This is a genomic window from Fictibacillus nanhaiensis, from assembly GCF_036213205.1.
Taxonomy (GTDB): Bacteria; Bacillota; Bacilli; order Bacillales; family Fictibacillaceae; genus Fictibacillus; species Fictibacillus nanhaiensis_E.
Genome location: NZ_JARMFC010000001.1, coordinates 336744 through 358460 on the forward strand (window position 1 = coordinate 336744; position 21717 = coordinate 358460).

The 21717-nt window shown below is 38.5% G+C and carries 23 protein-coding genes and 1 riboswitch; of the genes, 1 reads left to right on the plus strand and 22 read right to left on the minus strand.

Annotated elements, in window-relative coordinates:
* Positions 1-6: 6 nt before the first annotated feature.
* The 12 genes from sufC to P4V41_RS01745 form a co-directional block, all read right to left on the minus strand.
* Complete coding sequence (sufC, locus tag P4V41_RS01690; RefSeq protein WP_066239016.1) at positions 7-792, minus strand: Fe-S cluster assembly ATPase SufC; 786 nt, start codon at positions 790-792, stop codon at positions 7-9.
* A 242-nt stretch (positions 793-1034) separates the two neighbouring features.
* Complete coding sequence (locus P4V41_RS01695; protein ID WP_328083123.1) at positions 1035-1175, minus strand: hypothetical protein; 141 nt, start codon at positions 1173-1175, stop codon at positions 1035-1037.
* A 276-nt stretch (positions 1176-1451) separates the two neighbouring features.
* Positions 1452-1832 carry a carboxymuconolactone decarboxylase family protein gene (locus tag P4V41_RS01700; protein WP_197129588.1) on the minus strand — a complete coding sequence of 127 codons (381 nt, stop codon included), beginning with the start codon at positions 1830-1832 and terminating at the stop codon, positions 1452-1454.
* A gap of 258 nt (positions 1833-2090) precedes the next feature.
* A complete protein-coding gene (locus P4V41_RS01705; protein WP_328083125.1) occupies positions 2091-2909 on the minus strand; it encodes a MetQ/NlpA family ABC transporter substrate-binding protein in 819 nt (272 codons plus the stop codon).
* Between the two features lie 28 nt (positions 2910-2937).
* Positions 2938-3606 (minus strand): methionine ABC transporter permease, encoded by a 669-nt coding sequence (locus P4V41_RS01710; protein WP_328083126.1) that lies wholly within the window; start codon positions 3604-3606, stop codon positions 2938-2940.
* Positions 3599-4624, minus strand: coding sequence for a methionine ABC transporter ATP-binding protein (locus tag P4V41_RS01715; protein ID WP_328083127.1), 1026 nt, complete (start codon positions 4622-4624; stop codon positions 3599-3601). The genes P4V41_RS01710 and P4V41_RS01715 overlap by 8 nt, the downstream gene beginning before the upstream one ends.
* A 313-nt stretch (positions 4625-4937) precedes the next feature.
* Positions 4938-5068, minus strand: a riboswitch (SAM riboswitch).
* 80 nt (positions 5069-5148) lie between these two features.
* A complete protein-coding gene (locus P4V41_RS01720) occupies positions 5149-5493 on the minus strand; it encodes a hypothetical protein (protein ID WP_205725442.1) in 345 nt (114 codons plus the stop codon).
* Between the two features lie 120 nt (positions 5494-5613).
* Complete coding sequence (locus tag P4V41_RS01725; RefSeq protein ID WP_328083128.1) at positions 5614-6843, minus strand: anti-sigma-I factor RsgI family protein; 1230 nt, start codon at positions 6841-6843, stop codon at positions 5614-5616.
* 89 nt (positions 6844-6932) lie between these two features.
* On the minus strand, positions 6933-7688 hold the full coding sequence (gene sigI / locus P4V41_RS01730; RefSeq protein WP_328083129.1) for an RNA polymerase sigma-I factor: 756 nt from the start codon (positions 7686-7688) through the stop codon (positions 6933-6935).
* Positions 7689-8148: 460 nt separating this feature from the next.
* On the minus strand, positions 8149-8496 hold the full coding sequence (locus P4V41_RS01735; RefSeq protein ID WP_328083130.1) for a thioredoxin family protein: 348 nt from the start codon (positions 8494-8496) through the stop codon (positions 8149-8151).
* A gap of 4 nt (positions 8497-8500) precedes the next feature.
* Entirely contained in the window at positions 8501-9553 is a 1053-nt protein-coding gene (locus P4V41_RS01740) for a PQQ-dependent sugar dehydrogenase (protein WP_328083131.1), read from the minus strand.
* A 3-nt stretch (positions 9554-9556) separates the two neighbouring features.
* Positions 9557-9904, minus strand: a complete 348-nt coding sequence (locus P4V41_RS01745; protein ID WP_328083132.1) for a toprim domain-containing protein — start codon at positions 9902-9904, stop codon at positions 9557-9559.
* A 240-nt stretch (positions 9905-10144) separates the two neighbouring features.
* On the opposite strand from P4V41_RS01745, the gene P4V41_RS01750 reads away from it, so the two are divergent.
* Entirely contained in the window at positions 10145-10465 is a 321-nt protein-coding gene (locus tag P4V41_RS01750) for a general stress protein (RefSeq protein WP_328083133.1), read from the plus strand.
* Positions 10466-10527: 62 nt separating this feature from the next.
* Here P4V41_RS01750 and P4V41_RS01755 read toward each other — a convergent pair whose 3' ends face one another.
* The 10 genes from P4V41_RS01755 to P4V41_RS01800 all read right to left on the minus strand — a co-directional run bounded on the left by P4V41_RS01755 (position 10528) and on the right by P4V41_RS01800 (position 21593).
* Complete coding sequence (locus P4V41_RS01755) at positions 10528-10767, minus strand: YusG family protein (protein ID WP_328083134.1); 240 nt, start codon at positions 10765-10767, stop codon at positions 10528-10530.
* A gap of 62 nt (positions 10768-10829) precedes the next feature.
* Positions 10830-11216, minus strand: coding sequence for a glycine cleavage system protein GcvH (gene gcvH / locus P4V41_RS01760; RefSeq protein WP_066397386.1), 387 nt, complete (start codon positions 11214-11216; stop codon positions 10830-10832).
* Positions 11217-11287: 71 nt separating this feature from the next.
* Positions 11288-11647, minus strand: a complete 360-nt coding sequence (locus tag P4V41_RS01765; RefSeq protein ID WP_328083136.1) for an arsenate reductase family protein — start codon at positions 11645-11647, stop codon at positions 11288-11290.
* Positions 11648-12278: 631 nt separating this feature from the next.
* Positions 12279-14063 carry an acyl-CoA dehydrogenase family protein gene (locus tag P4V41_RS01770; RefSeq protein ID WP_328083138.1) on the minus strand — a complete coding sequence of 595 codons (1785 nt, stop codon included), beginning with the start codon at positions 14061-14063 and terminating at the stop codon, positions 12279-12281.
* A gap of 15 nt (positions 14064-14078) precedes the next feature.
* Complete coding sequence (locus tag P4V41_RS01775) at positions 14079-15260, minus strand: acetyl-CoA C-acetyltransferase (RefSeq protein WP_144698242.1); 1182 nt, start codon at positions 15258-15260, stop codon at positions 14079-14081.
* A gap of 15 nt (positions 15261-15275) precedes the next feature.
* Entirely contained in the window at positions 15276-17672 is a 2397-nt protein-coding gene (locus P4V41_RS01780; protein WP_328083140.1) for a 3-hydroxyacyl-CoA dehydrogenase/enoyl-CoA hydratase family protein, read from the minus strand.
* Between the two features lie 360 nt (positions 17673-18032).
* Positions 18033-18950 (minus strand): proline dehydrogenase, encoded by a 918-nt coding sequence (locus P4V41_RS01785; protein WP_328083141.1) that lies wholly within the window; start codon positions 18948-18950, stop codon positions 18033-18035.
* Between the two features lie 211 nt (positions 18951-19161).
* Entirely contained in the window at positions 19162-19410 is a 249-nt protein-coding gene (locus tag P4V41_RS01790) for a DUF2573 family protein (RefSeq protein WP_328083142.1), read from the minus strand.
* A gap of 33 nt (positions 19411-19443) precedes the next feature.
* Complete coding sequence (locus P4V41_RS01795; RefSeq protein WP_328083143.1) at positions 19444-20529, minus strand: copper resistance D family protein; 1086 nt, start codon at positions 20527-20529, stop codon at positions 19444-19446.
* 170 nt (positions 20530-20699) lie between these two features.
* A complete protein-coding gene (locus P4V41_RS01800) occupies positions 20700-21593 on the minus strand; it encodes a hypothetical protein (RefSeq protein ID WP_328083144.1) in 894 nt (297 codons plus the stop codon).
* Positions 21594-21717 lie beyond the last annotated feature (124 nt).

The window sequence follows — 21717 nt, forward strand, 5'->3', positions numbered from 1 at the left end:
TAATGCTTACGCTTCTTGACCAACAGTTTCGTCTTTAATTCCTAACTCTTCTTTAATCCAGTCGTACCCTTCCGCTTCTAAACGTTGAGCTAATTCTGGTCCACCAGATTTTACGATACGTCCTTGCATCATCACGTGTACTTTATCTGGAGTGATGTAGTTCAATAGACGCTGGTAGTGAGTGATAATCAAGCAACCGAAATCAGGGCTGCGCATTTCGTTAACACCTTTAGCTACTACTTTAAGAGCGTCGATATCAAGTCCTGAATCGATCTCATCAAGAATAGCTAATTTAGGCTCAAGCATCATCATTTGAAGAATCTCGTTACGTTTCTTTTCTCCACCAGAGAATCCTTCGTTCAAGTAACGGTGAGCGAACGCATTGTCCATCTCAAGGTGATCCATCTTTTTATCTAACTCACGAATAAATTTCATTAGAGAAATTTCGTCGCCTTCTTCACGCTTTGCATTGATTGCTGAGCGAAGGAAATCAGCGTTTGTAATACCGCTTACTTCTGATGGGTATTGCATAGCTAAGAAAAGACCAGCTTGTGCTCGCTCATCAACTTCCATATCTAATAGATCTTCACCGTTGAACGTAACTTTACCAGAAGTTACTTCATATTTAGGGTGTCCCATTAACGCTGCAGAAAGAGTAGACTTTCCTGTTCCGTTAGGTCCCATGATCGCATGGATTTCTCCGCCATTTATTTCGAGATCTAAACCTTTAATAATCTCTTTATCTTCAATAGATACACGAAGATCTTCAATCTTTAAATTAGGTGCTGACATAATACAACCTCCATTAAGAAATCATTCTCAAGATTTTTGATAAAAGGCACAAAATAGCCATTCTCAATTTATTCTCATTCTAATCTTATAACAAATGAAATGTATGTTCAAGGGAACGAGCTGTTTACTTTTCCATTGTTGTCATATTATCTGTTTATCAGTCACAATATTTAAAAAAAGGCTGACTCATGAAGTGGTAAACCACCTCATAAATCAGCCTTTCGTATTTTTATCTTCATATGTTACGGCGTATGAATTCTGTTTGCATCTGTCGCTATTTTTAATCCTTCTTTGTATTCCTTATCTCGGACCTTCTCAACATCTAATCGTTTTTCCAAATCCCTCTCATACTCTGCAAAACCACAGCCATGTGACTGGTGCATTGCTTTTTCCATCTCGGACGTATGCTTTACTTTAATGGGGTGGATAATGAATCAATCCTTTCAAAGTTAAAGTTAGTTAACATTAATAGCGTATCAGCATCACTCATTTTGCTCAATCCGTTATCCAATTGAAATCACCCCACATACTGGCACATGATGATTCCTATTGAAAACAGATGTGGCTTCCTGTGTTATCCTGCTAAATGCGCTACATTACTTCCATTACCTTTTAGGATGATTTTTAAAACATGTAAAGTGTGGATTTTAGACTTTCTTTTAATGACGCGGGTTATTTAATTCTTTAATGCATTCTTGAACGAGGGTCACACCTTGGCTCATAGCCGCTCCTCCGCCAAATGCAGCAGAAACCCCAACAGCCTCAAGGATTTCATTTTCTGAACACCCTTGATCTAAGCATCCTTTTGTATGGTAAATGATGCAATACTCATCTTGTGAATAGATGCTGATTCCTAAAGCGATCAACTGCTTATACTTCTCAGAGATTTCACCTTCTTTAAAGCAATGGCGTGTAAATTCATTATAAGCATGTGTAAGTTCAGGCATATTCTCATTATATTTCCCTAAGCCTTCTTTATAGCGGATTAGGTGATATTGCGTAGAATTCGATCCCGGTAGCGGCTGTTCTTCTTGTTTCATTTCATTCACTCCTGTCAAAATAGTAAACAGGTTTAGTATGAGTTTTTCGCAAGCCGGTTATGTAATAAATATTCGTAAGTTTTTGTCGAAAAGCCTATAAATAACTTTGAAGGACTATAAAAAAATTTGAAAGCCCATAAAATGATTTTATGGGCCTATAAATGGATTTTTTGGCCTATAAAATAGGATGAAGGACTAAAAACCGTTTTCCTAAAAAAGAGACCTGACTTAAAAATCAAGTCAGGTCTCTTTTAAGCTTTATTTCGTTACCGGCACTACTGCACCTTCATATTTCTTCTTGATGAAATCTTGAATCTCTTTAGAACGTAAAACTTCAACTAGAGCTTTAACAGATTTCTTATCTTTATCTCCTTCACGCACCGCGATGATGTTTACGAATGGAGAGTCAGTTCCTTCTATTGCAATCGAATCTTTTTGAGGGTTTAATCCAGCATCGATAGCATAGTTTGTGTTGATCAGAACAGCATCACCTTCACCGTTCTTATATGCTTTTGGCAGCATTCCTGCATCAACATCAGCTTTGAATTTTAGCTTTTTAGGATTATCTACTACATCCTTAATTTGTGCTTCTGCTCCAGCACCTTCTTTAACTTTAATCAAGCCTTCTTTTTCAAGTAAGCCAAGCATACGGCCATGATCTGCTACAGAGTTAGACATGATGATTGTTGCGCCTTCGGGAAGCTCATCTAGTGATTTATACTTTTTAGAATAGATTCCGATCGGCTCAAGGTGAATGCCACCTGCGTTCTCGAATTTGTATCCGTGATCTTTCATTTGAGACTCTAAATAAGGAACGTGCTGAAAGTAGTTCGCACCGATTTCTTTTTCATCTAAAGACTTGTTAGGTAGTACATAATCTTGGAATGTTTTGATCTCAAGTTCTACACCTTTTTCTTTCAAAAGCGGTTTTGCTTCTTCTAAGATTTCAGCATGTGGTACGTTTGATGCACCTACAATGATCTTCTCGTCGCTGATCCCGCCTTCAGTTTTGTTCCCACAAGCAGCAAGTGCTGCAACAAGAACGGTTAATACAAGAACAGATAAAACTTTTTTCATATGAACTTCCTCCTTGTTGTCTAAACCATTATCTCTTATCTAATGCTGTTGTTATGCGGTCACCGATCCATTGGATGACGAAAACGATGACTAAGATAAGTGCAGTTGAAACTAATGTTACATCAGCGTTGTCTCTTTGGTACCCTTCCATATAAGCCAAGTTCCCTAAACCACCAGCACCAACAACTCCAGCCATTGCTGTGTAACTTACGAGTGCAATCGCGGTTACAGTGATTCCTGAAACAAGAGCTGGCGTGCTCTCAGGAATAAGAACTTTGAAAATAATCTGAGCGTTTGTAGCACCCATCGATTTCGCTGCTTCGATTACCCCTTTATTAATCTCTCTCAAAGCGATCTCTACCATACGTGCATAAAATGGCGCAGCACCTACGATTAAAGCAGGAAGTGCAGCCTCAGCTCCAAGCATCGTTCCTACGATTAATCGTGTAAAAGGAATCAATAAGATGATCAAGATAATAAACGGAATCGATCGAAAAACGTTAACGATTATGGCAATTACGCTATTTAAAAACTTATTTCCCCACAAGTTTCCAGGAGAAGTTAGAAATAACGCCAATCCAAGAGCTAGTCCTAAGAAAAATGTTATCACCACAGATATGGCTGACATATATAAAGTTTCATTTGTTGCTTCAAATAGAACTTCCCATTGAACATTCGGGAACCATGACTTAAGCATTATGAATCACCTCTACTTCAACCTGCACACTGTTTAAAAACTCCATTGCACGAGCTAGTGCAGATTCTGTACCTTTAATCTGAATGAACAACGTCCCATAAGGTCCATTCTGAGTTTGTGTAATCTTTCCTTGAAGAATATTAACATCCACCTCATACTTACGAATCAATTCTGTAATTAATGGCTGTCCTGCTCGACCACCGATAAAAGTTAGTTGAACGATTCTTCCCTCAGGAAACTCAGAAATAAACTGTTTGATCGTGTCCACTGTTTCTTCAGGCTCTGTTACTTGTTTCACAAAATCCTTCGTGATTGGTTCTCTCGGGTTTTTGAAGACACTTAGAACATCGCCTTCTTCTACAACTTTCCCCTGCTCCATAACCGCTACACGATGACAAATCTTTCTGATAACATGCATCTCATGTGTAATAAGAACAATTGTAAGATCTAATTTTTGGTTGATCTCAACAAGCAGGTCAAGAATGCTGTCAGTTGTTTTAGGGTCAAGTGCTGAAGTTGCTTCATCACACAAAAGAACTTTCGGTTCATTAGCAAGAGCTCGCGCAATACCTACACGTTGCTTCTGTCCGCCACTTAGTTGTGATGGATAAGAACCACCACGACCTTCTAATCCAACTAGGTCGATCAGCTCATCAACACGCTGTTTGATCTTAGCTTTTGGATACCCCGCAATTTCAAGAGGAAAAGCAATGTTTTCTCTTACAGTGCGAGACCATAATAAGTTAAAGTGCTGAAAGATCATAGAAATTTCTTGTCGTGCTTCTCTTAACTTTTTAGATGACAGCTCAGACATGTTTTTGCCGCCAATGGTAACAGTGCCGCTAGTCGGACGCTCTAGCATGTTAAGGATGCGGATGAGTGTACTTTTACCTGCACCACTGTAACCGATGATTCCGTATATCTCTCCTTGCTTTATGTTTAAATCTACCGTATCAACAGCCTTTACTTCACCATCTTTGGTTTGAAAGACTTTACGGACTGACTGTAAATTAATCAAGATTCTTACCTCATTTCTTATCTAAAATAATGCTTTCTTTCAGTAATCAATGTTGTTCTTGAAAGTGGCTGATCTCCGTTTCAGGTTGCTCGCTTTCCGGGGCGCGTGCGGTGAGCCACACTATGCTTCGCACTATAGGTGTCTCACCTATCCCGCTGATCACCCAGGAGTCTCGCACCTTCCACTACAATCAGCTTTTCAAAGATGAGTTTAGAGAATACCCAAAAGGAATTCTTTTAGAAAACAACCAAACAAAAAAATGCCTCTCTGCTTCAATATGAGCAGAAAGGCATATAATATTCTATGCACGTTCTCCTCATCTCCCAAGACTACTTAAAGTCTTGCAGGAATTGGCACCTTTCTAGTTCATCATTCATAAGAATGCAATGATCTAGCGGTTGCCGGGTTTCATAGGGCCAGTCCCTCCACCTCTCGTGATAAGTAAAAAGTGTTACTTTATTAAGTTAAAGCGATGCATATTTTTGAATCACTGTGAAGAATATTATCATCCTTGTCGATTCATGTCAAATATTTTTAGCAGTTCGAACGAGTACACCAGCAGAGATCTCTTCCCAATGGGAACTTAAGTAAAAAATCGCCTCCCATTTTAAGCGTTGTCTGAGAGTTCCTTGAAACTCAATCATCTCTTGTCTCAATAATGTACTCAACTTCATTTTACCCTCAAGCAACAAGGATAGATATTTCGGATTTCCTGTAAAAGTGACAGTTCTATTCCGCTCTCCTTCTCTGTATTCAATTTTGAGCGTGGTATCATCCTTGCATTTAAAACTAGGCTTTACCGGAATATTATAAAGAGAAAGATACGGACTTTTTGCTATTTGGCTTTCAAAGTAACGGATATCCAACATAAAAAATCCCCCCGAATTGGTTGTTACTTCACCGATTCTAGAGGAATATTCATATACCTTTATAAACCCTTCGACAGCAGCAAGGAATCGTAATTGGTATTACGACACGTTATCGCATAATTAGTGCTTATGTTTCTTTTCTTGCTTTCGATGTTCACTTTCAGAACGCTTGTGATTATCATTAGAGTGCCAGTCTTCATTCCATTGCTGTCTCTGGTCATTTTTATTACGGTCATTTCCCTTTTGTTGCTTGTTATGATTCTTATCTTGATGTCTGTTTTCTTTTCTATGCTCTTTATGCTGATTATTATCCCTGTCATGGTTTTGTGACCTGACAGGGTCCTTAATCATTTTAAGTTCTACTTTTTTCTCATTTTGTTGTTTATGCTTTTTATTGTTATTTTGTTCATTTCTTTTGCCACGCTGTTCATAATTACGTTTTTCATTCGTTTTGTTTTGAGGCTCCATCACGTTTTCCTGGAGTGGTTTAACCACGCTTTTGTTGTCCACTTTTTTCCCTTGATTTTTCACAGACTTTACCTTGACCTCATGAGGTGTAGCCTTTATTTTACGAGGATGTGGCACTGATTTAATATCTTTAGAAGAAGTAGCGTTCACTTTAAGCTCTTGAAACTTCACTTCTTTAATTCTTTCTTCTTTAAGGTGCTTATCGTTCTTCGTTGCTTCTTGGAATGCTGTATATTTACCTGAAGATACACCTAATTGTTTCGCTTTATCTCGAACCTCTTCGTTCGTTTCAGAAACAGTTATCGCTACAGGGTATTGAACGACAGCTTTTTTTACAATTGAATCTAATGCATGATTCAATTCCTGCTTCGTTTTCTTATCACTGGATTTATCGGATACTGTGGTGATAAGCATGGATTGATTCTCTTCCATATAGCCTTCTCTCTGATAAGCTTTGATCAGTTGATCCGCAAATACTTCAAACGGCATACGATCCTCTGTTGAGAAATTATATTTTTTAATTATTTTTCTTGCTTCATCATTAAAAGCATCCATTTCAACGACTCGCATTTCATCGTCTACGCCAACCTCTAGACTTGGATTGATATCAAAACTAACATAAGCAGCCGCTGCAGAATGACTGCTATTCGGCATTAAACCTGAAAGAAAAAGAAAGGCAATTAATGCTACAACTGAAAATGAAATAGATGGCAGCACAAAAAGACTTCTTTTTTTATTTGAAAAATAAGAAGCCTGATACTCGTTACCTATAAGTGGCCTTTTCCCTGCTGGCACTCTTACTGTAACAAAGGTTCCGTCCTTCATGAGAAGAGTTGCTTTTTTATTCTGAACTTCAATAACAATGCCGCTGCCGTTCTTCAATGATATCCCTCCCGCATGTAGCAGGATCAGTATAATTACAGGCAAGAGAACATTCCATTCCCTTGCCAAGTAATCTTATTTACCTCACCTTATGGCTGAATGTATGATTTCAGCGCTTGAAAATCGCCTAAATATATAAGTGATACTGCTATTATATACTTTCGATTTCTCTCTATGGTTTTACGACTACAGGATACCATATTTAATAAATCTTTTATTGGCAATTGCTTTTTTTCTTTTAAAAACGCGGCAAGTTCTTCGTTCTCAGCTAAAAGACGAGCAATTTCTTTTGCATTTTCACGTGCATCCACATGCTTAGGACAATGTTTACTTAACACTTTAAAGTTCAATCCAAAGGTTTTTAATAACTTCTGATATTCCTCAATCTCATAAACACGATTCTCAACTTGAATCTGATCTTCAAAATGATCCATCGCAGCTTTTTGTTCAGCATAACTTTCTTCTAGACGGCCTTCTTCATCCTCTTCATCTGGCTGAAGAAAAATTAGTCTATTTTGACGAACTTCTTTACGGATATAATCAATGACACGGCGTCTGATTACCATATCTGCAAAAGATAAAAAACGGCTGCCTTGGCCTTCTTGGTACTGATCAATCGCTTCATTGAAGGCAAATAGACCTACACTAAACTCGTCCATCGTACGATCTATATATTGACTGCAAACTTTTGATGTTACTTTTTTAATGAATGGTTGGTAATCACCAATCAGTTCGTTTCTTAGTTTCTCATCGTCTCTTTCCTGGATCGTTAGAACTTTATCTTCAATGCTAGTTAATTTATTTTTTGCAATAGGAAATACTGCATTTAAATTTAAAGATGCCATGTTTATAAATCACCTCTGTTAGAAAATTGCTTTGCGTTTTGTTTCGTTTATTAGTGAATCAGATATTTTTAATTTGAAAATAAAATCATTCTTATTTACCACATTAAGCTAGGGAGCAAACATGCAAACAAGCTCTCCTATTCATTTATACCATGACTTTTGACATTTGTAGGATACAGTTCTATAACAATATTACAGCGTCCGTAACATTTGTGACGTTATCGTTAAAGTACTGAATTAGCAAAACAAACTGATAATTGTACACTTTCCCTAATAAACCCCTCTACCAAAGTCATCAGCGTTATTTCAAAATAAAAAAACACACCCTCTATTGTTACAAAAGGACGTGTAGACGACATTAAATTCCCATATTTTTCTTGAGTTTTAACCCCCGAAAAATATGTTTTTTTGTAGAATTAGACGATGAAATGAAAAATGTGGGGTTTATCCCACATTTTTTTCACCCTTTATATTCCTTTTCCACTAGTTTTAACATGGATTTATAGATATTCCCTGCAGATTGAAGTGCATATATGCGATCGATCGCAATTCCTCTAGAAAGAATGAGGAGACATGGTACGCTTGTTACACCATATTTGGATGCAAGCTCGGGCATCTCATTTATATTACTCACACCTACAGCTATATTTTCATCTTTTTGAACACGTATCGTTTCCACTGCTACCTCAAACATTCTTTTCCCCATTTTACAAGTTCCACATAGTGGAGTCTCAAGGTAAATAAAGTACGGATTCTGCAACGATTGTTCGATAACGGTATTCCAATTTTTTCGAGTGATCTCTTTCATGGTACTACTCCATTACTTTTTTTAGTGAAACTTTTAGCAACACATCATCATCGCTCGATGGCTGCCCTCTACCATCTTTATTATTCGTAACTACATACATCTCATTATCATCAATAAGAATATCACGAATTCGACCTTTATTGGAAACAATAGTGGTTATCTTTTTTGTAGATGTGCTGACCTTCATAACACTTTCCCCTCGCAATGCTGCGACAAAAAGATACCCGTTTTTATAATCGATGCCTGATGGTGCCCACGTTTCACTGCCAGAGTGAATCCAAGGTGATTCTAATCCTTGCTTTTTTTCGTTACCACGAATAATCGGCCATCCGTAATTCCTACCTGGAGCAATTTTGTTAATCTCATCATAGTTAGATGACCCATGTTCAGCAGCAAACATCGTGCCTTTATCACCCCATGTCATTCCTTGTGGGTTACGATGACCGTATGTATAAACTGGAGATGGGTAGAAAGGGTTATCTTCTGGAACAGAACCATCCTTATTCATTCTTAAAATTTTGCCAGCCAGACTGTTTATATTCTGGGAAAGTTCTTCTTGCCCACTATCCCCTGTTGTTATATACAATTTTTGATCTGGTCCCCATTCCATTCTTCCTCCATTATGCGTGTATCCACCAGGAATATCGTCTAGAAGGATTCTGCTTTCTTTCCATTCTTCATTTAGAAAACGCATTTCAACAATTCGATTAACTAAACGATTCGACTTTTCATATGTATAATATCCATAAGCTTTTTTATTGCGATCGTAATTAGGATCTAATAGAAAGCCAAGAAAACCTCCCTCCCCATCATCAGCTATTGCTTCTGAAAATTTTGGGGAATAAGAGGTTTTACTTTGTTTTTGCCCTAGTAAAACAAGCCCCCCAGTTCGTTCACTGATCCACATTTGTTTTGGGGTGCTGTTTATCTGCCAAGGAATATTTAAGTTTTTGCTCATAATATCTTTAGAAGATGTCTTTACTTCCTCTTTATTTGAAGGACTGCAACCACTCACTATGCAAAAAGCAGTTATTAGACTCAACCAATTCTTTTTCATGGTTTATCCTAAACAATTCTTTTGAATATTAAAGTGTGCACCTACCAATACCTTCGCTAGGTACATTAGAGGGGTTTTTGCAACTTCTCTGTACATCTTATTAATATATAAATGCTCTGCATTAGGTAATTCACGTTGCAGTTGTTTTCTTAGTTTATGGCCAGCATCATCAGCATCGACTAGGATATAAACATCCCTGTCTTCGATAGCTAATGCAAGCTCTTCTAATTTATCCAAACCTAAAGTTCCATTCGTACAAATAATTTCAACCGGTTCATCCAAGATTGCGGCTAACTTCTCCTTATCAGATTTACCTTCGACAATGATTACTTTGTTTTTGATTTCATTCATTACTCATCTCTCCTATACTTTGAAGACTATAAAATGAATGCATCGCTTAGATTATATATTTGCTTTATTTTATTAAAATCCTGCAAGAGATGTTCTTTATTACTATACCCCTTTTTCCTATTTTCCTACCTATTTCTATTCGGTGTATGCGTTTTGTACTAATTCGCCTCAAACGTGTTTGACATCCTGTAATAAAAGGGAAATTAGGAGTCATAAAACGAATATTGGAGGAGTCATCATATGGCAAAAACTGAACCCAAAATGAGCCGAGCTGATGCAGGAAGATTAGGTGGCGAGAAAACATCCAAATTACGTGGAAAAGAATTCTACCAACAGATTGGAAAAAAAGGCGGTACCTCCACATCAAAAAAACATAGCACAACTTTCTTTCAAGAAATCGGTAGAAAAGGTGGTAGTTCTACTTCTAGCACTCATAATAAAACGTTTTATCAGGAAATCGGAAAGAAAGGCGGTACGGCCACATCCCAAAACCAAGATAAAAGTTTTTATCAAAAAATCGGATCTAAAGGCGGAAGTGCCGAACGAAACAAACTAAATTAAAATCAAAAAGAGGATGATTGCCAAGATAAACACTTTGACATCATCCTCTTTTGATGCTGAAATCAGCACCAACCTTTATCACACTCATCCACATACTTAGACGGATTTGGTAATTCTACAGGCTTTTCACGTTTATATATCTTATCAGCATCAAATTCAAAACCCTCAGCCATCTCATACATGTTCCCTTGATTTGTAAAGCGAATCTGGCCAATCTCATCCTTGTCCAAATAAAGGGACATAGATCCACCCTTCATCTTACCAAAAACTCTTGCTGTAACATCTCGTCTATCTTGGTCCATAAAAAAATCCCTCCAAAAAAGAATAGCAGTATGTCTATTCTTTCCTGAAGAGATTGATTTCATTAATCTTCTTTAATTAATTCTTCGTACTGTTCAGCAGTCATCAACTTTTCAACCTCAGACGCATCTGAAAGTTCTACAACAACCATCCAAGCTTTTTCATATGGAGACTCGTTAACAAGTTCAGGGCTATCATCAAGGTCTGCATTTACTTCTACAACTTTTCCAGAAACAGGCGCATATAACTCAGAAACAGTCTTAACAGATTCTACGCTTCCGAAAGGCTCGTCCGCAGTAAGTTCATCTCCAACTTCAGGAAGTTCAACGAATACGATATCTCCTAGTTCGTCTTGGGCAAATGCTGTAATACCGATACGAACTTTATTGCCTTCTTCTGTTTTTGTCCACTCGTGCTCTTCTGAATAGCGTAACTCTTTTGGAAATTCCATGTGTAATCCCTCCAGCTTTTCTTGGTTTTATAATAACTACAATAAATGATTTATCATAGTCAGTAACATTTTTATTTTTTCCACGTGTTATCGTACTGATCTTCTTTAAATCCTACTGTGACTTGCTTACCATCTGTTGCGATCGGTCTTTTAATAAGCATGCCATCACTTGCTAAAATTTCAAGCAATTCTTCTTCTGTAGCCGTTTTCATCTTCTCTTTCATACCCAACTCACGATATTTCATTCCGCTCGTATTAAAGAACTTCTTGATCTCTAAACCACTTAGATCGATCAGTTTCTTCAGTTCATCAGCAGAAGGCGGGTTCTCCACAATATGTATAGGCTCAAAGGCTACATCGTTTTCTTTTAGCCATTTTTTTGCTTTTTGACAAGTTGAGCATTTTGGATATTCATACACTTTCAGTAGCATTATATCACCCCTTCTCATAGTACCACAAACTAGTGTTACCAATAAAACAAGAAATTCTGCACGGGTGGTAATTTGTTTGATCAGGATGTTGTCATGTGTTCAGTGAAGTATATGAAAGCGAGAGTTCTGTTCTTAGGACGCAAGCTTTTAAAAGATCGGGGGTATAGTCAGGCATGGCAATTGTCGAGGATTGTAGACTCGTGGATAAACAGCCGAAACTTTTGGATTGGGTGCTAAAATTCGTGGATAAACTGTCTATATTTGTGGATTGAAGCCGCTTTTTTGTGGATTCAGTTTTTAGAATGCGCCTTCATACCCTATTAGGTATCCTCTGATATCCACTTCGGCACCCCAAACTGCACCTTATCTGGGCATTTTCCGATGTATAAAATCAAAACTTGCTTTGTTAAGCATCTTTTTAAGGAAAATTGCTTCCAAATTCATTTTTTTATCTACTGTAACAGTTGATTGAAGTGCAAGGCGTGAGTCTCCTACCGAACACGTGGAAAGCGAGCACACGGAACAGAAATCAGCCGCTTCCACTACAACATTAGCCTACTAAAAAAAGCCCTCCTACAAATGCAGGAGGGAAAGATAAGATATTTTGAAGGTTAGCGTAAATACAGATCAATTAAACGATATAGCGTTCTTCTTCAAGAAGCTGAACTGCAAGTTCACGCTTCTTCTTAATCACATTAATTGGTGTGTGGCGCGTTAGTTTCTTTAATGCGGACAGCATCATGCGGAGCATGTCGCCTTCTTCAACAGCAATGATGGATTCTTTAGCATGAGCTTCAATGCGGTTGAATGCTTCTTGACAATACACCTCTGTGTATAACAGTTTTTGTTTTGCCTTTTCAGCTCCAGATCTTTCGATTGCTTTTTCAGTACGTAGTAGAACAGATTCCATGTTGTACACTTCACTGATAATGTCTGCTAAGTTTGATAATACTTCTTGCTCTTGCTCTAACTTCGGCCCGAACTTTTGAACCGCTAATCCAGCTGTCATCAAGAAAATTTTCTTAGCCATAGAAACAAGGTATTTTTCCTGATCCAAGCTTTCCGTACCTACTTCAACAGGCATTAACATCATAAGCTCTTGTTGAAGCTGAGTTGCTTTTTGAATAAGCGGAAGCTCGTTCTTCATCGCTTTTTTCACAAGCGTTCCAGGTACTAACAAACGGTTGATCTCGTTCGTTCCTTCAAAGATTCGGTTGATACGAGAATCACGGTATGCACCTTCAATCTCATATTCAGACATGAAGCCGTATCCACCATGAATTTGAACGCCTTCATCTACTACATAATCCAACACTTCTGAAGCTGATACTTTGTTCAGTGAACATTCGATCGCGTACTCTGCGATTGCTTTCGCTAATTCACGTCCGTCTTTTTGCTTTTCTTCAGACAAAGCTCCTAGACGATTTTCAAAAAGACCTACCGTACGATACACAGAACTCTCAGCTGCATACGTTTGAACAGCCATGTTCGCAAGCTTTTCTTGAATTAGGCTAAAAGAACTGATCTTACGCTTGAACTGTTGACGTTCGTTTGCGTATTTTACAGATACTTCAAACGCTCTTTTGGCAGCTCCTACACATCCTAACGCAAGCTTGTAACGACCGATGTTTAAGATGTTAAAGGCGATCAGATGCCCTTTTCCTGCTTCCCATAACAGATTTTCCTTTGGTACTTCTACATCTTCTAGGATCAGAGTACGCGTTGATGAGCTCTTAATTCCCATCTTCTTTTCTTCTGGTCCTGTGGAAACGCCTTTATAATCTCTTTCAACGATGAATGCTGTAAACTGTTCACCATCGATCTTTGCGTATACTACAAAAACGTCAGCGAATGCAGAGTTCGTGATCCACTGCTTCTCACCATTCAATACGTAGTGAGTGCCTTCAGCATTAAGCTTTGCTGTCGTTCTTGCGCCAAGAGCATCAGATCCAGAACCCGGCTCAGTTAATGCGTAAGCTGCAATTTTTTCACCTGTTGCAAGTTCAGGTAAGTACTTTTTCTTTTGTTCTTCGTTTCCGAAAAGAACGATTGGTAGTGATCCGATTCCTACGTGTGCTCCATAACTGATCGAGAAGCCGCGTCCGCGTGCGAACTTTTCAGTGATGAGTGAAGAAGAAATCTTATCTAGACCTAAGCCACCATATTCTTCAGGTACATCCGCACCTAGTAGACCTAGTTCTCCAGCTTTTGTTAATAATTTTCGTGAAACGGTAAAATCATGATCTTCCATCTTTTCAAGCTGAGGTACAACTTCTTTCACAACAAAATCTTCCGTAGTCTTCGCGATCATCAAATGTTCTTCAGAAAAATCCTCTGGTGTATAAATATCTGCTGCCGAAATGTCTTCAATTAAAAAGCTTCCACCAATAATTTGTTTTTCTGCTGTATTAGACATGTTTTCTCCTCCTTGTTATCCTACTAGTTCGAATACGCCAGCTGCTCCCATTCCACCGCCAATACACATCGTTACAACACCAAACTGTTCGTTGCGTCGCTTCATCTCATGTAAGAGCGTTAGTGTGAGTTTTGTTCCTGAGCAACCTAGTGGGTGGCCGAGTGCGATCGCACCGCCATTCACGTTTACTTTGTCTTCTGGAAGATTCAGTTCCCGAATGACTTGAACGCTTTGAGAAGCAAATGCCTCATTCAACTCAAACAATCCGATGTCTGAAAGTTCCAACCCAGCCATTTTCAATGCCTTTGGAATAGCTGCTACTGGACCTACTCCCATAATATCTGGAGCTACCCCAGCCACTGCAAAAGAACGGAATTTTAATAAAGGCGTTAAACCTTCTGCTTCTGCTTTTTCTCTGTTCATAACAAGAACCGTCGCAGCGCCATCACTTGTTTGTGAGGAATTCCCAGCTGTTACAGAACCAGTCGGCGTGAATGCCGGACGAAGCTTACTAAGTACATCAACAGTTGTTCCAGCACGGACACCTTCATCAACGGAAACAGCAATCTCTTTTTCAACTAGCTTTGATTGCTCATCTAACCAGCGTTTCATAACATGTACAGGAACGATCTCGTCGTTAAACTTACCGTCTTTAATCGCTGCCGCTGCTTTTTGATGACTTCGTACAGCAAATTCATCTTGATCTTGTCTTGAGATGCCAAAACGTCTCGCTACTTCTTCCGCTGTATGACCCATGCCCATATAATATTGCGGCACTGTTTCAACTAAGTAAGGGTTTGGCTTTACGACATGACCTACTACAGGAACAAGACTCATGGATTCAGCTCCACCTGCAAGAATCGCTTCCGCCGCACCAAGCATGATTTTTTCTGCACCATATGCAATACTCTGCAGACCCGATGAACAAAAACGATTGATCGTAATCGCAGGAACCGTTTCAGGTAATCCAGCTCTAGCGCCGATCAGACGAGCCATGTTCATACCTTGTTCTGCTTCAGGTACGGCACATCCGATGATCAAATCATCAATCTCTCCGTTATAATCACCTGCACGCTTCAACGTTTCTTTGATGGTTACCGCTGCTAGTTCGTCTGGTCTCATATGTGCAAAAGAACCTTTTTTCGCTTTACCAACCGCTGTCCTAGCACCTGCTACTATTACTGCCTCTTTTAACATTGAGTTCTTCCCCCCTTAGTTTCTTAGCGGCTTGCCTTTAACAAGCATGTGCTGCATTCTTGCCTGACTCTTCGGTTCTCCAGCAAGACTTAGGAACGCTTCTCTCTCCAAATCTAGTAAGTATTGTTCGTCTACCATTGTTCCTTCTGGCACTCTTCCTCCAGCTAAAACAAAAGCTAGTTTGTTCGCGATCTTTAAATCGTGCTCCGAAATATATTGGCTGAAGTGCATCGTCTGTGCTCCTAAAGCAAGTGTTGCGTATCCTGCCTCACCTACTACAGGAATCTTCTTTCTAACTGGTGGTGTATAGCCAATCCCCTCTAATGCAAGGACTTGTGTTTTTGCATCATGTAACAGGTGGTCACCGTTTACTGAGATGCTGTCTTCTTTTCGTAAGAACCCTAGCTTGCGTGCTTCTTGAGCTGAAGTTGAAACTTTAGCCATCGCAATCGTTTCAAAAGCTTGGTTTGCAACTTTTTGCAGATCTCCCTTAGCCCCTTCTGGCAGCTGTTCTAATAAACGAAGATATAGCTCTTTGTTTCCGCCTCCGCCTGGAATTAACCCGACTCCTGTCTCAACAAGTCCCATGTATGTTTCAGATGACATCTGAAGTCTAGCTGCAGGAAGTGATACTTCAACTCCTCCACCTAGCGTCATTCCGAAGTTAGCCGCAACGACAGGTTTTGCACTATAGCGCACTCTTGCCATCGCTTGCTGAAATTGACGAACCATCATATCGAGTTCAAAGAAATTATCATCTTGCGCTTCCATAAGAATAAGCATCAAGTTGGCACCAACACAGAAGTTCTTACCTTGGTTACCGATCACAAGGCCTTTATAGTTCTTTTCTACTTCGTCGATCGCCTGATGAAGCATCATAATAATTTCAGGTCCGATCGCATTATTTGGTGAATTGAACTCTAGACCCGCAACATCATCACCAAGATCGATCAGTGTTGCTCCGCCATTCTTTGTGATCACATTACCTTTTTCTTTTAAACGGCTTAAATGAACAACTTTTTTGTTCTCTTCCACAGGAAGATATCTACCGTGGTGATAATAAGAACGATCACCCTCTGTTTTAGTGTAGAAAGAGTTCTTTTCAGATTGAAGAAGTTCTTCTACCCAGCCAGGAATTGTCTCTCCTTCAGCTTTCATTCGCTCTACTGACTCAGGTACGCCAATCGCATCCCAAATTTCAAACGGACCATGCTCCCATCCGAATCCCCATTTCATCGCTTGATCGATCGCGACAAGGTCATCAGCGATTTCATAACATTTTTCCGCTGAATAAAGCAGTACCGGTTTAATGATGTCCCATAACAATTTACCTGCACGGTCATCACTATATAAAAGCGCTTTCACTTTTTGGTTTGTTGTTTTCATTTGTTTTGCAGCTTCGAGTGTAGCTGTCTTCATCTTGGAGCGCGGTTTATATTCCAAAGTAGCAGGATCGAGCTCTAAAATTTCACTACCTGCTTTACTCTTTTGTTTAAGGTAGAAACCTTGACCTGTCTTGCTTCCCGTCCACCCTTTGTCCACCATCTCGTTCAAGAAATCAGGAATTTCAAACACTTCTTTTTCTTTTCCATCTACTTGCTCATAAACATTTTTCGCTACATGTAGGAACGTATCTAATCCGACAACATCAAGAGTTCTAAACGTTGCAGATTTTGGACGGCCGATTAACGGACCCGTAACAGAGTCGACTTCACCGACACTGTATCCTTGTTTTATCATCTCTTGCATCGTAATCATCAATCCATATGTTCCGATGCGATTCGCGATAAAGTTAGGCGTATCTTTCGCTTCAACTACACCTTTACCAAGTACGTTCTCACCAAAGTTGCGCATGAATTGAACAACTTCTGGTTTTGTATCCTCTGTTGGGATGATTTCAAGAAGCTTTAAGTATCTTGGTGGATTGAAAAAGTGCGTACCTAAGAAGTTTGCTTTAAAATCTTCAGAACGTCCTTCAGCCATAGCACGAATTGAGATGCCTGATGTGTTAGACGTTATGATGCTTCCTGGTTTTCTATACTGATCTACTTTTTCGAAAAGCTTTTGCTTCACATCTAGGCGTTCAACAACTACCTCAATGATCCAGTCTACCTCTTTTAATTTTTCTAGATCATCGGTAAGGTTACCGATTGAGATTAATTCAAGATTTTCTTTCACGGCAAGTGGAGCCGGCTTTTGCTTCAATAGTTTTTGTGTGGCAGATAAAGTGAATTTGTTGCGAAATGCAGGTTGATCTTCAGTGATCCCTTTTGCTTTTTCCTCTTCACTTAAAGAAGGCGGTACAATATCCAATAGTAATGTTGGTATTCCGACGTTTGCTAGATGAGCGGCTATGCCTGATCCCATTACACCAGAACCCAGTACGGCTGCTTTACGGATTTCACGAGACAAGATGGTCTTCCTCCTTTATTGAATGAATACTCATTCATTTTTTATCCATAAAAAAATTTGTTACCCTACATCTAATATAAAATATATTCTGAATTTTAGCAATAGTTGAGGGTTTTTCTTTTATCAAACTTTTGTTTCTATCTTATGCAGGAAGGTTGCCTATCGTTTATCTAGAGGATCGTCGCCAAAGTACTTCGTATAACTTTGTTGTTTTTGAAAGTAGTTGATTCCCGTTCCAGATGCTCGCACCTTCCACTACAATCAACAATCAAAGAAGGAATGAGCAACAATCTTTTAGAAAACAGCCTATTAAAAAGAGGAGCCTGTGTTTAAACACAGACTCCTCTTGCTTACTACTCTTTATTTTCCAAACACACCTTTTAACACGAACACAACGTTTGCAGGACGTTCTGCAAGTCGTCTCATAAAGTAACCATACCAGTCGTTTCCGTATGGAACATAGATACGCATCTTGTAGCCTTCTTGCATCAGTTGGTCTTGTCGCTCTACACGAATTCCGTACAACATCTGAAACTCAAATTGATCATATGGAATATTGTGTTTTTCAACCAAGTCTTTTGTATACTGGATAATCTCATCATCGTGTGTTGCAATCGCGGTATAGTTTCCGTTCAAAAGATGAGTTTCAATCAACTTTTTAAAGTTATTATCTACATCGCTCTTTTCCGGGTATGCTACAGTCTGAGGCTCTTTGTAAGCACCTTTAACTAGTCGAAGGTTCGGGTGATATTCATCCAACGTTTGAACATCTTCTAGTGAACGATATAAATATGCTTGGATAACAGTCGAGATGTTATCATATTCGCTTTTTAGCATCTTAAAGATTTTAAGCGTTTTTTCACAACGAGAATAGTCTTCCATATCAATCGTAATGAAAACATTATGTTTCGTGGCTGCATCCATGATCTTTCTCATGTTGCTCAACACGAGTTCGTCACTAATGTCTAGCCCCATAGAAGTCATTTTAAGAGAAAGCTGAGAATCCAGCTTTTCTTTACTGATAGCTTTAATTGCATCTATACAATGCTGAGTCATCTCGGCAGCTTCGCGTTCGTTATCAACAAACTCACCTAGATGGTCAATCGTAACTGGCATTCCTTTTTCATTCAAACGTTTGATAGCAGAAATAGAACTATCCAGTGTTGCACCTGCCACAAAACGACCAGCTCCGAAACGTAGACCGTATCTTTTAGCAAGGTTGGTTAACGATTTATTTTTAGCAAGAAATAAGAAAAAATTGCGCATAAGTTGTTCCAATCCAATTACCCCCTAATACCCTTAAAATATAAAATAAGATTGGTTAAATTCTTTCTATGATGTAACCGCTTTAAATATATCATTTTTTTTGCGAATATTGTCGATTTTGCAATATTAAAAATATTTTCATGTAAGTGACGGTACAATTCACAAAAAGAATAGCTAGCAATAAAAAAGACAGTCTATATGACTGCCTCATGTTACATGTTATTTATTTCTGTTCGTTTCGGTGCTTTTCGTTCAATTCTTTAATCTCATGAACGATATTCTTCATCGCTTCCTTTGCTTCCGGGGATTCTTCGTTCCAGTGCTTTACTAATGGCGGCATACTTTTTGCAATGAACGAATAGAGAGCATACGTTTTTACCATTTCTACATGCTTGGGATCTGAAGTTCCTACAAGAAGCTCAGCATATTTCTCTATTAAACCTTCCATCTGTAGTTTTAATTTATCATCCATGATAAAATTCCCCCCTATTATTTACTAAAGTTCTTATAGTGAGACTGAAGACATGACGGCTATATAAATCGCGCTCGCTGCTAAGAAAGAAGCGACTACTGCAAGTATCATGCTTTTGTTTCGTTTTATCGTGGCAAAAATAGATAATACAAGTACTACAGCTAATGCTAGCCAAACAAGACTCATCAACGAGAAGCTGAATGACAGCATTGGGTTATCACCTGGGATTAAACCAGTGGAAAAAGTAAACAGCTTAGAAGGATCCTCCATCTTTAACGTATCCGCTACATCATGAGGTGGTGTTTGCTGAGTCATCAACGCTGTTGCTACAAACGCAGAAAACAATAATATACCTTCTGCTTTCATCCATTTTTTAAGTGATAATCCACTCATTCCTTGATTTAATCTCTTTTTTAGCCATATCCCGTTTATAAGACTATAAAAAACGATAATAAACAATAGAATGTGTTTGATCAACAGTGCTTGGCCATAGTCCAACAAGTAACTGTTCACATATTCAGGAACAATATAGTTCATCAACCACAATCCAGCACCGATCACGGTTGCTAAACAGACAACTGCCAATGGCGTGAACCATTTATAGAATGACAAGTTTGGTCCTTCGCCTCTGCTGAAATATCCGCTTACGAGTAGTACGCCAGACCAAGTGATCACAGCTATAAAGTGTAGGGAGTGGGCTAAGAAACCTAACGATTCTAAACTTGCAGCATGACTCGCATAACCAACGGAAACTCCCATTCCCCCTATCAAGAAGACAGCTAATCCGGCAAAGAATCGATCTTCTTTTATATCATTAAATAGAACCATGAAAAACAATAACACGGAGATCCCGGTTAAGAAAAGCCAACCCTTTCCTACTTCAAAACTAAAAACGATGTTCTGAAACGTTAACCAATATCCGAAATCTTCTCCAAGATGCATCGTAAGTCTAACAAGCTCACCAATACCAAACAAAGGTATTATAGCAATTAAAATTAAGATGAGTTTTTTCGTAATATAAATTTCCGGACGACTTGTCCGTGGAACTGTGTATAAGATAAAAGCACCCATCAATAACGAAAAACATACATATAGCATGGCTTTAGCGACAAAAAACATAAAACAAAGCTCCTTCACAACAATCTATGCTTATTGTATCAGGGATTTTGAAAGTAACAAAAATTAAGAATGACAATAAAATGAAATCTCTTATAAAAATTAAAAAAAGCTAATAGAACAGCGTATTTCTCGCATCTATTAGCTTTAATATGTATAGCTTTAATATGAAATTATCGGTTTCCTCGCTGCACGACTTTAGATAGGAATTTTACTCCATCACCATAACTGAATTTCCTTGCAGCACGTCTAAACTCTTTAAGGCCTTTACGCGTGACGTTGAAATATGCATCAATGAGTCCTTCTTCTTTAAGTTGATTGGCAGTTTCGATCGTGATGGAGTGTTGAATTTCTCTCATCTTGTGATTGAATTGCTCTAAACTAGCATTCAACACGAACTCTTTCCCTAATAACTGCACAATATCTTTCGCGTTTCCAGTCTGAGCAGCTTCTTCATCTATGTATTCTTCTTCGACATATTCTTGTTGTAACTCTTCTTCAACATCTTCCTGCTCTTGCTTTTCTAGAGGTTCTAGTAAAGTAGTGATACGGATTATCTCTTGTTTTGCTAACATGATCTCTTTTTCTTTTTGCAGCAAATAGTCTATGTAATCTTTTTTATCTTCTTCATGAAGGTCTTCGGTTACTAAACGGTTCTTAACCTCATTCTGAACTTGTTTCATTCGCTTAATCTGCTCTTCTTGAGATAATAATTCACGAACAAGCTCTTCTTCTTCAGATTCTGTTAATGTGACCTCTTCATCTTGTATGTAAACTTCTTCGATGCTCTCTTCTTGTGTTTCTGACTCAATCTTACTTTGGTTAGCTATCGGCATAACCGACTTCCCAGCAGATACAAAAGCCATGAGTGCTTCATTTACTTTCACATAAAACATACTGCAGATTCCTATCGCAAAAACACCTACAAGGAATGCAAGCAAATCAGAAAAATGAAATGTAAATTCAGTAATCACTAACTTGTACATAAATACTAGAGATATTAGACTAATTAAAATAATTTTGAACCAATGATTACGAATTTTGATTTTCTCATCTGTTGTCTTCAAATCAATTGCCCCCTTTAACTCGTTATCCTATAAAGGAATAACCATATATTTATTCGTGATTGATTGTTTTTTTTGTCCGCAGAAATGAGAATACAAAGAAGCAGCTGTTCATAACAAATGAAAA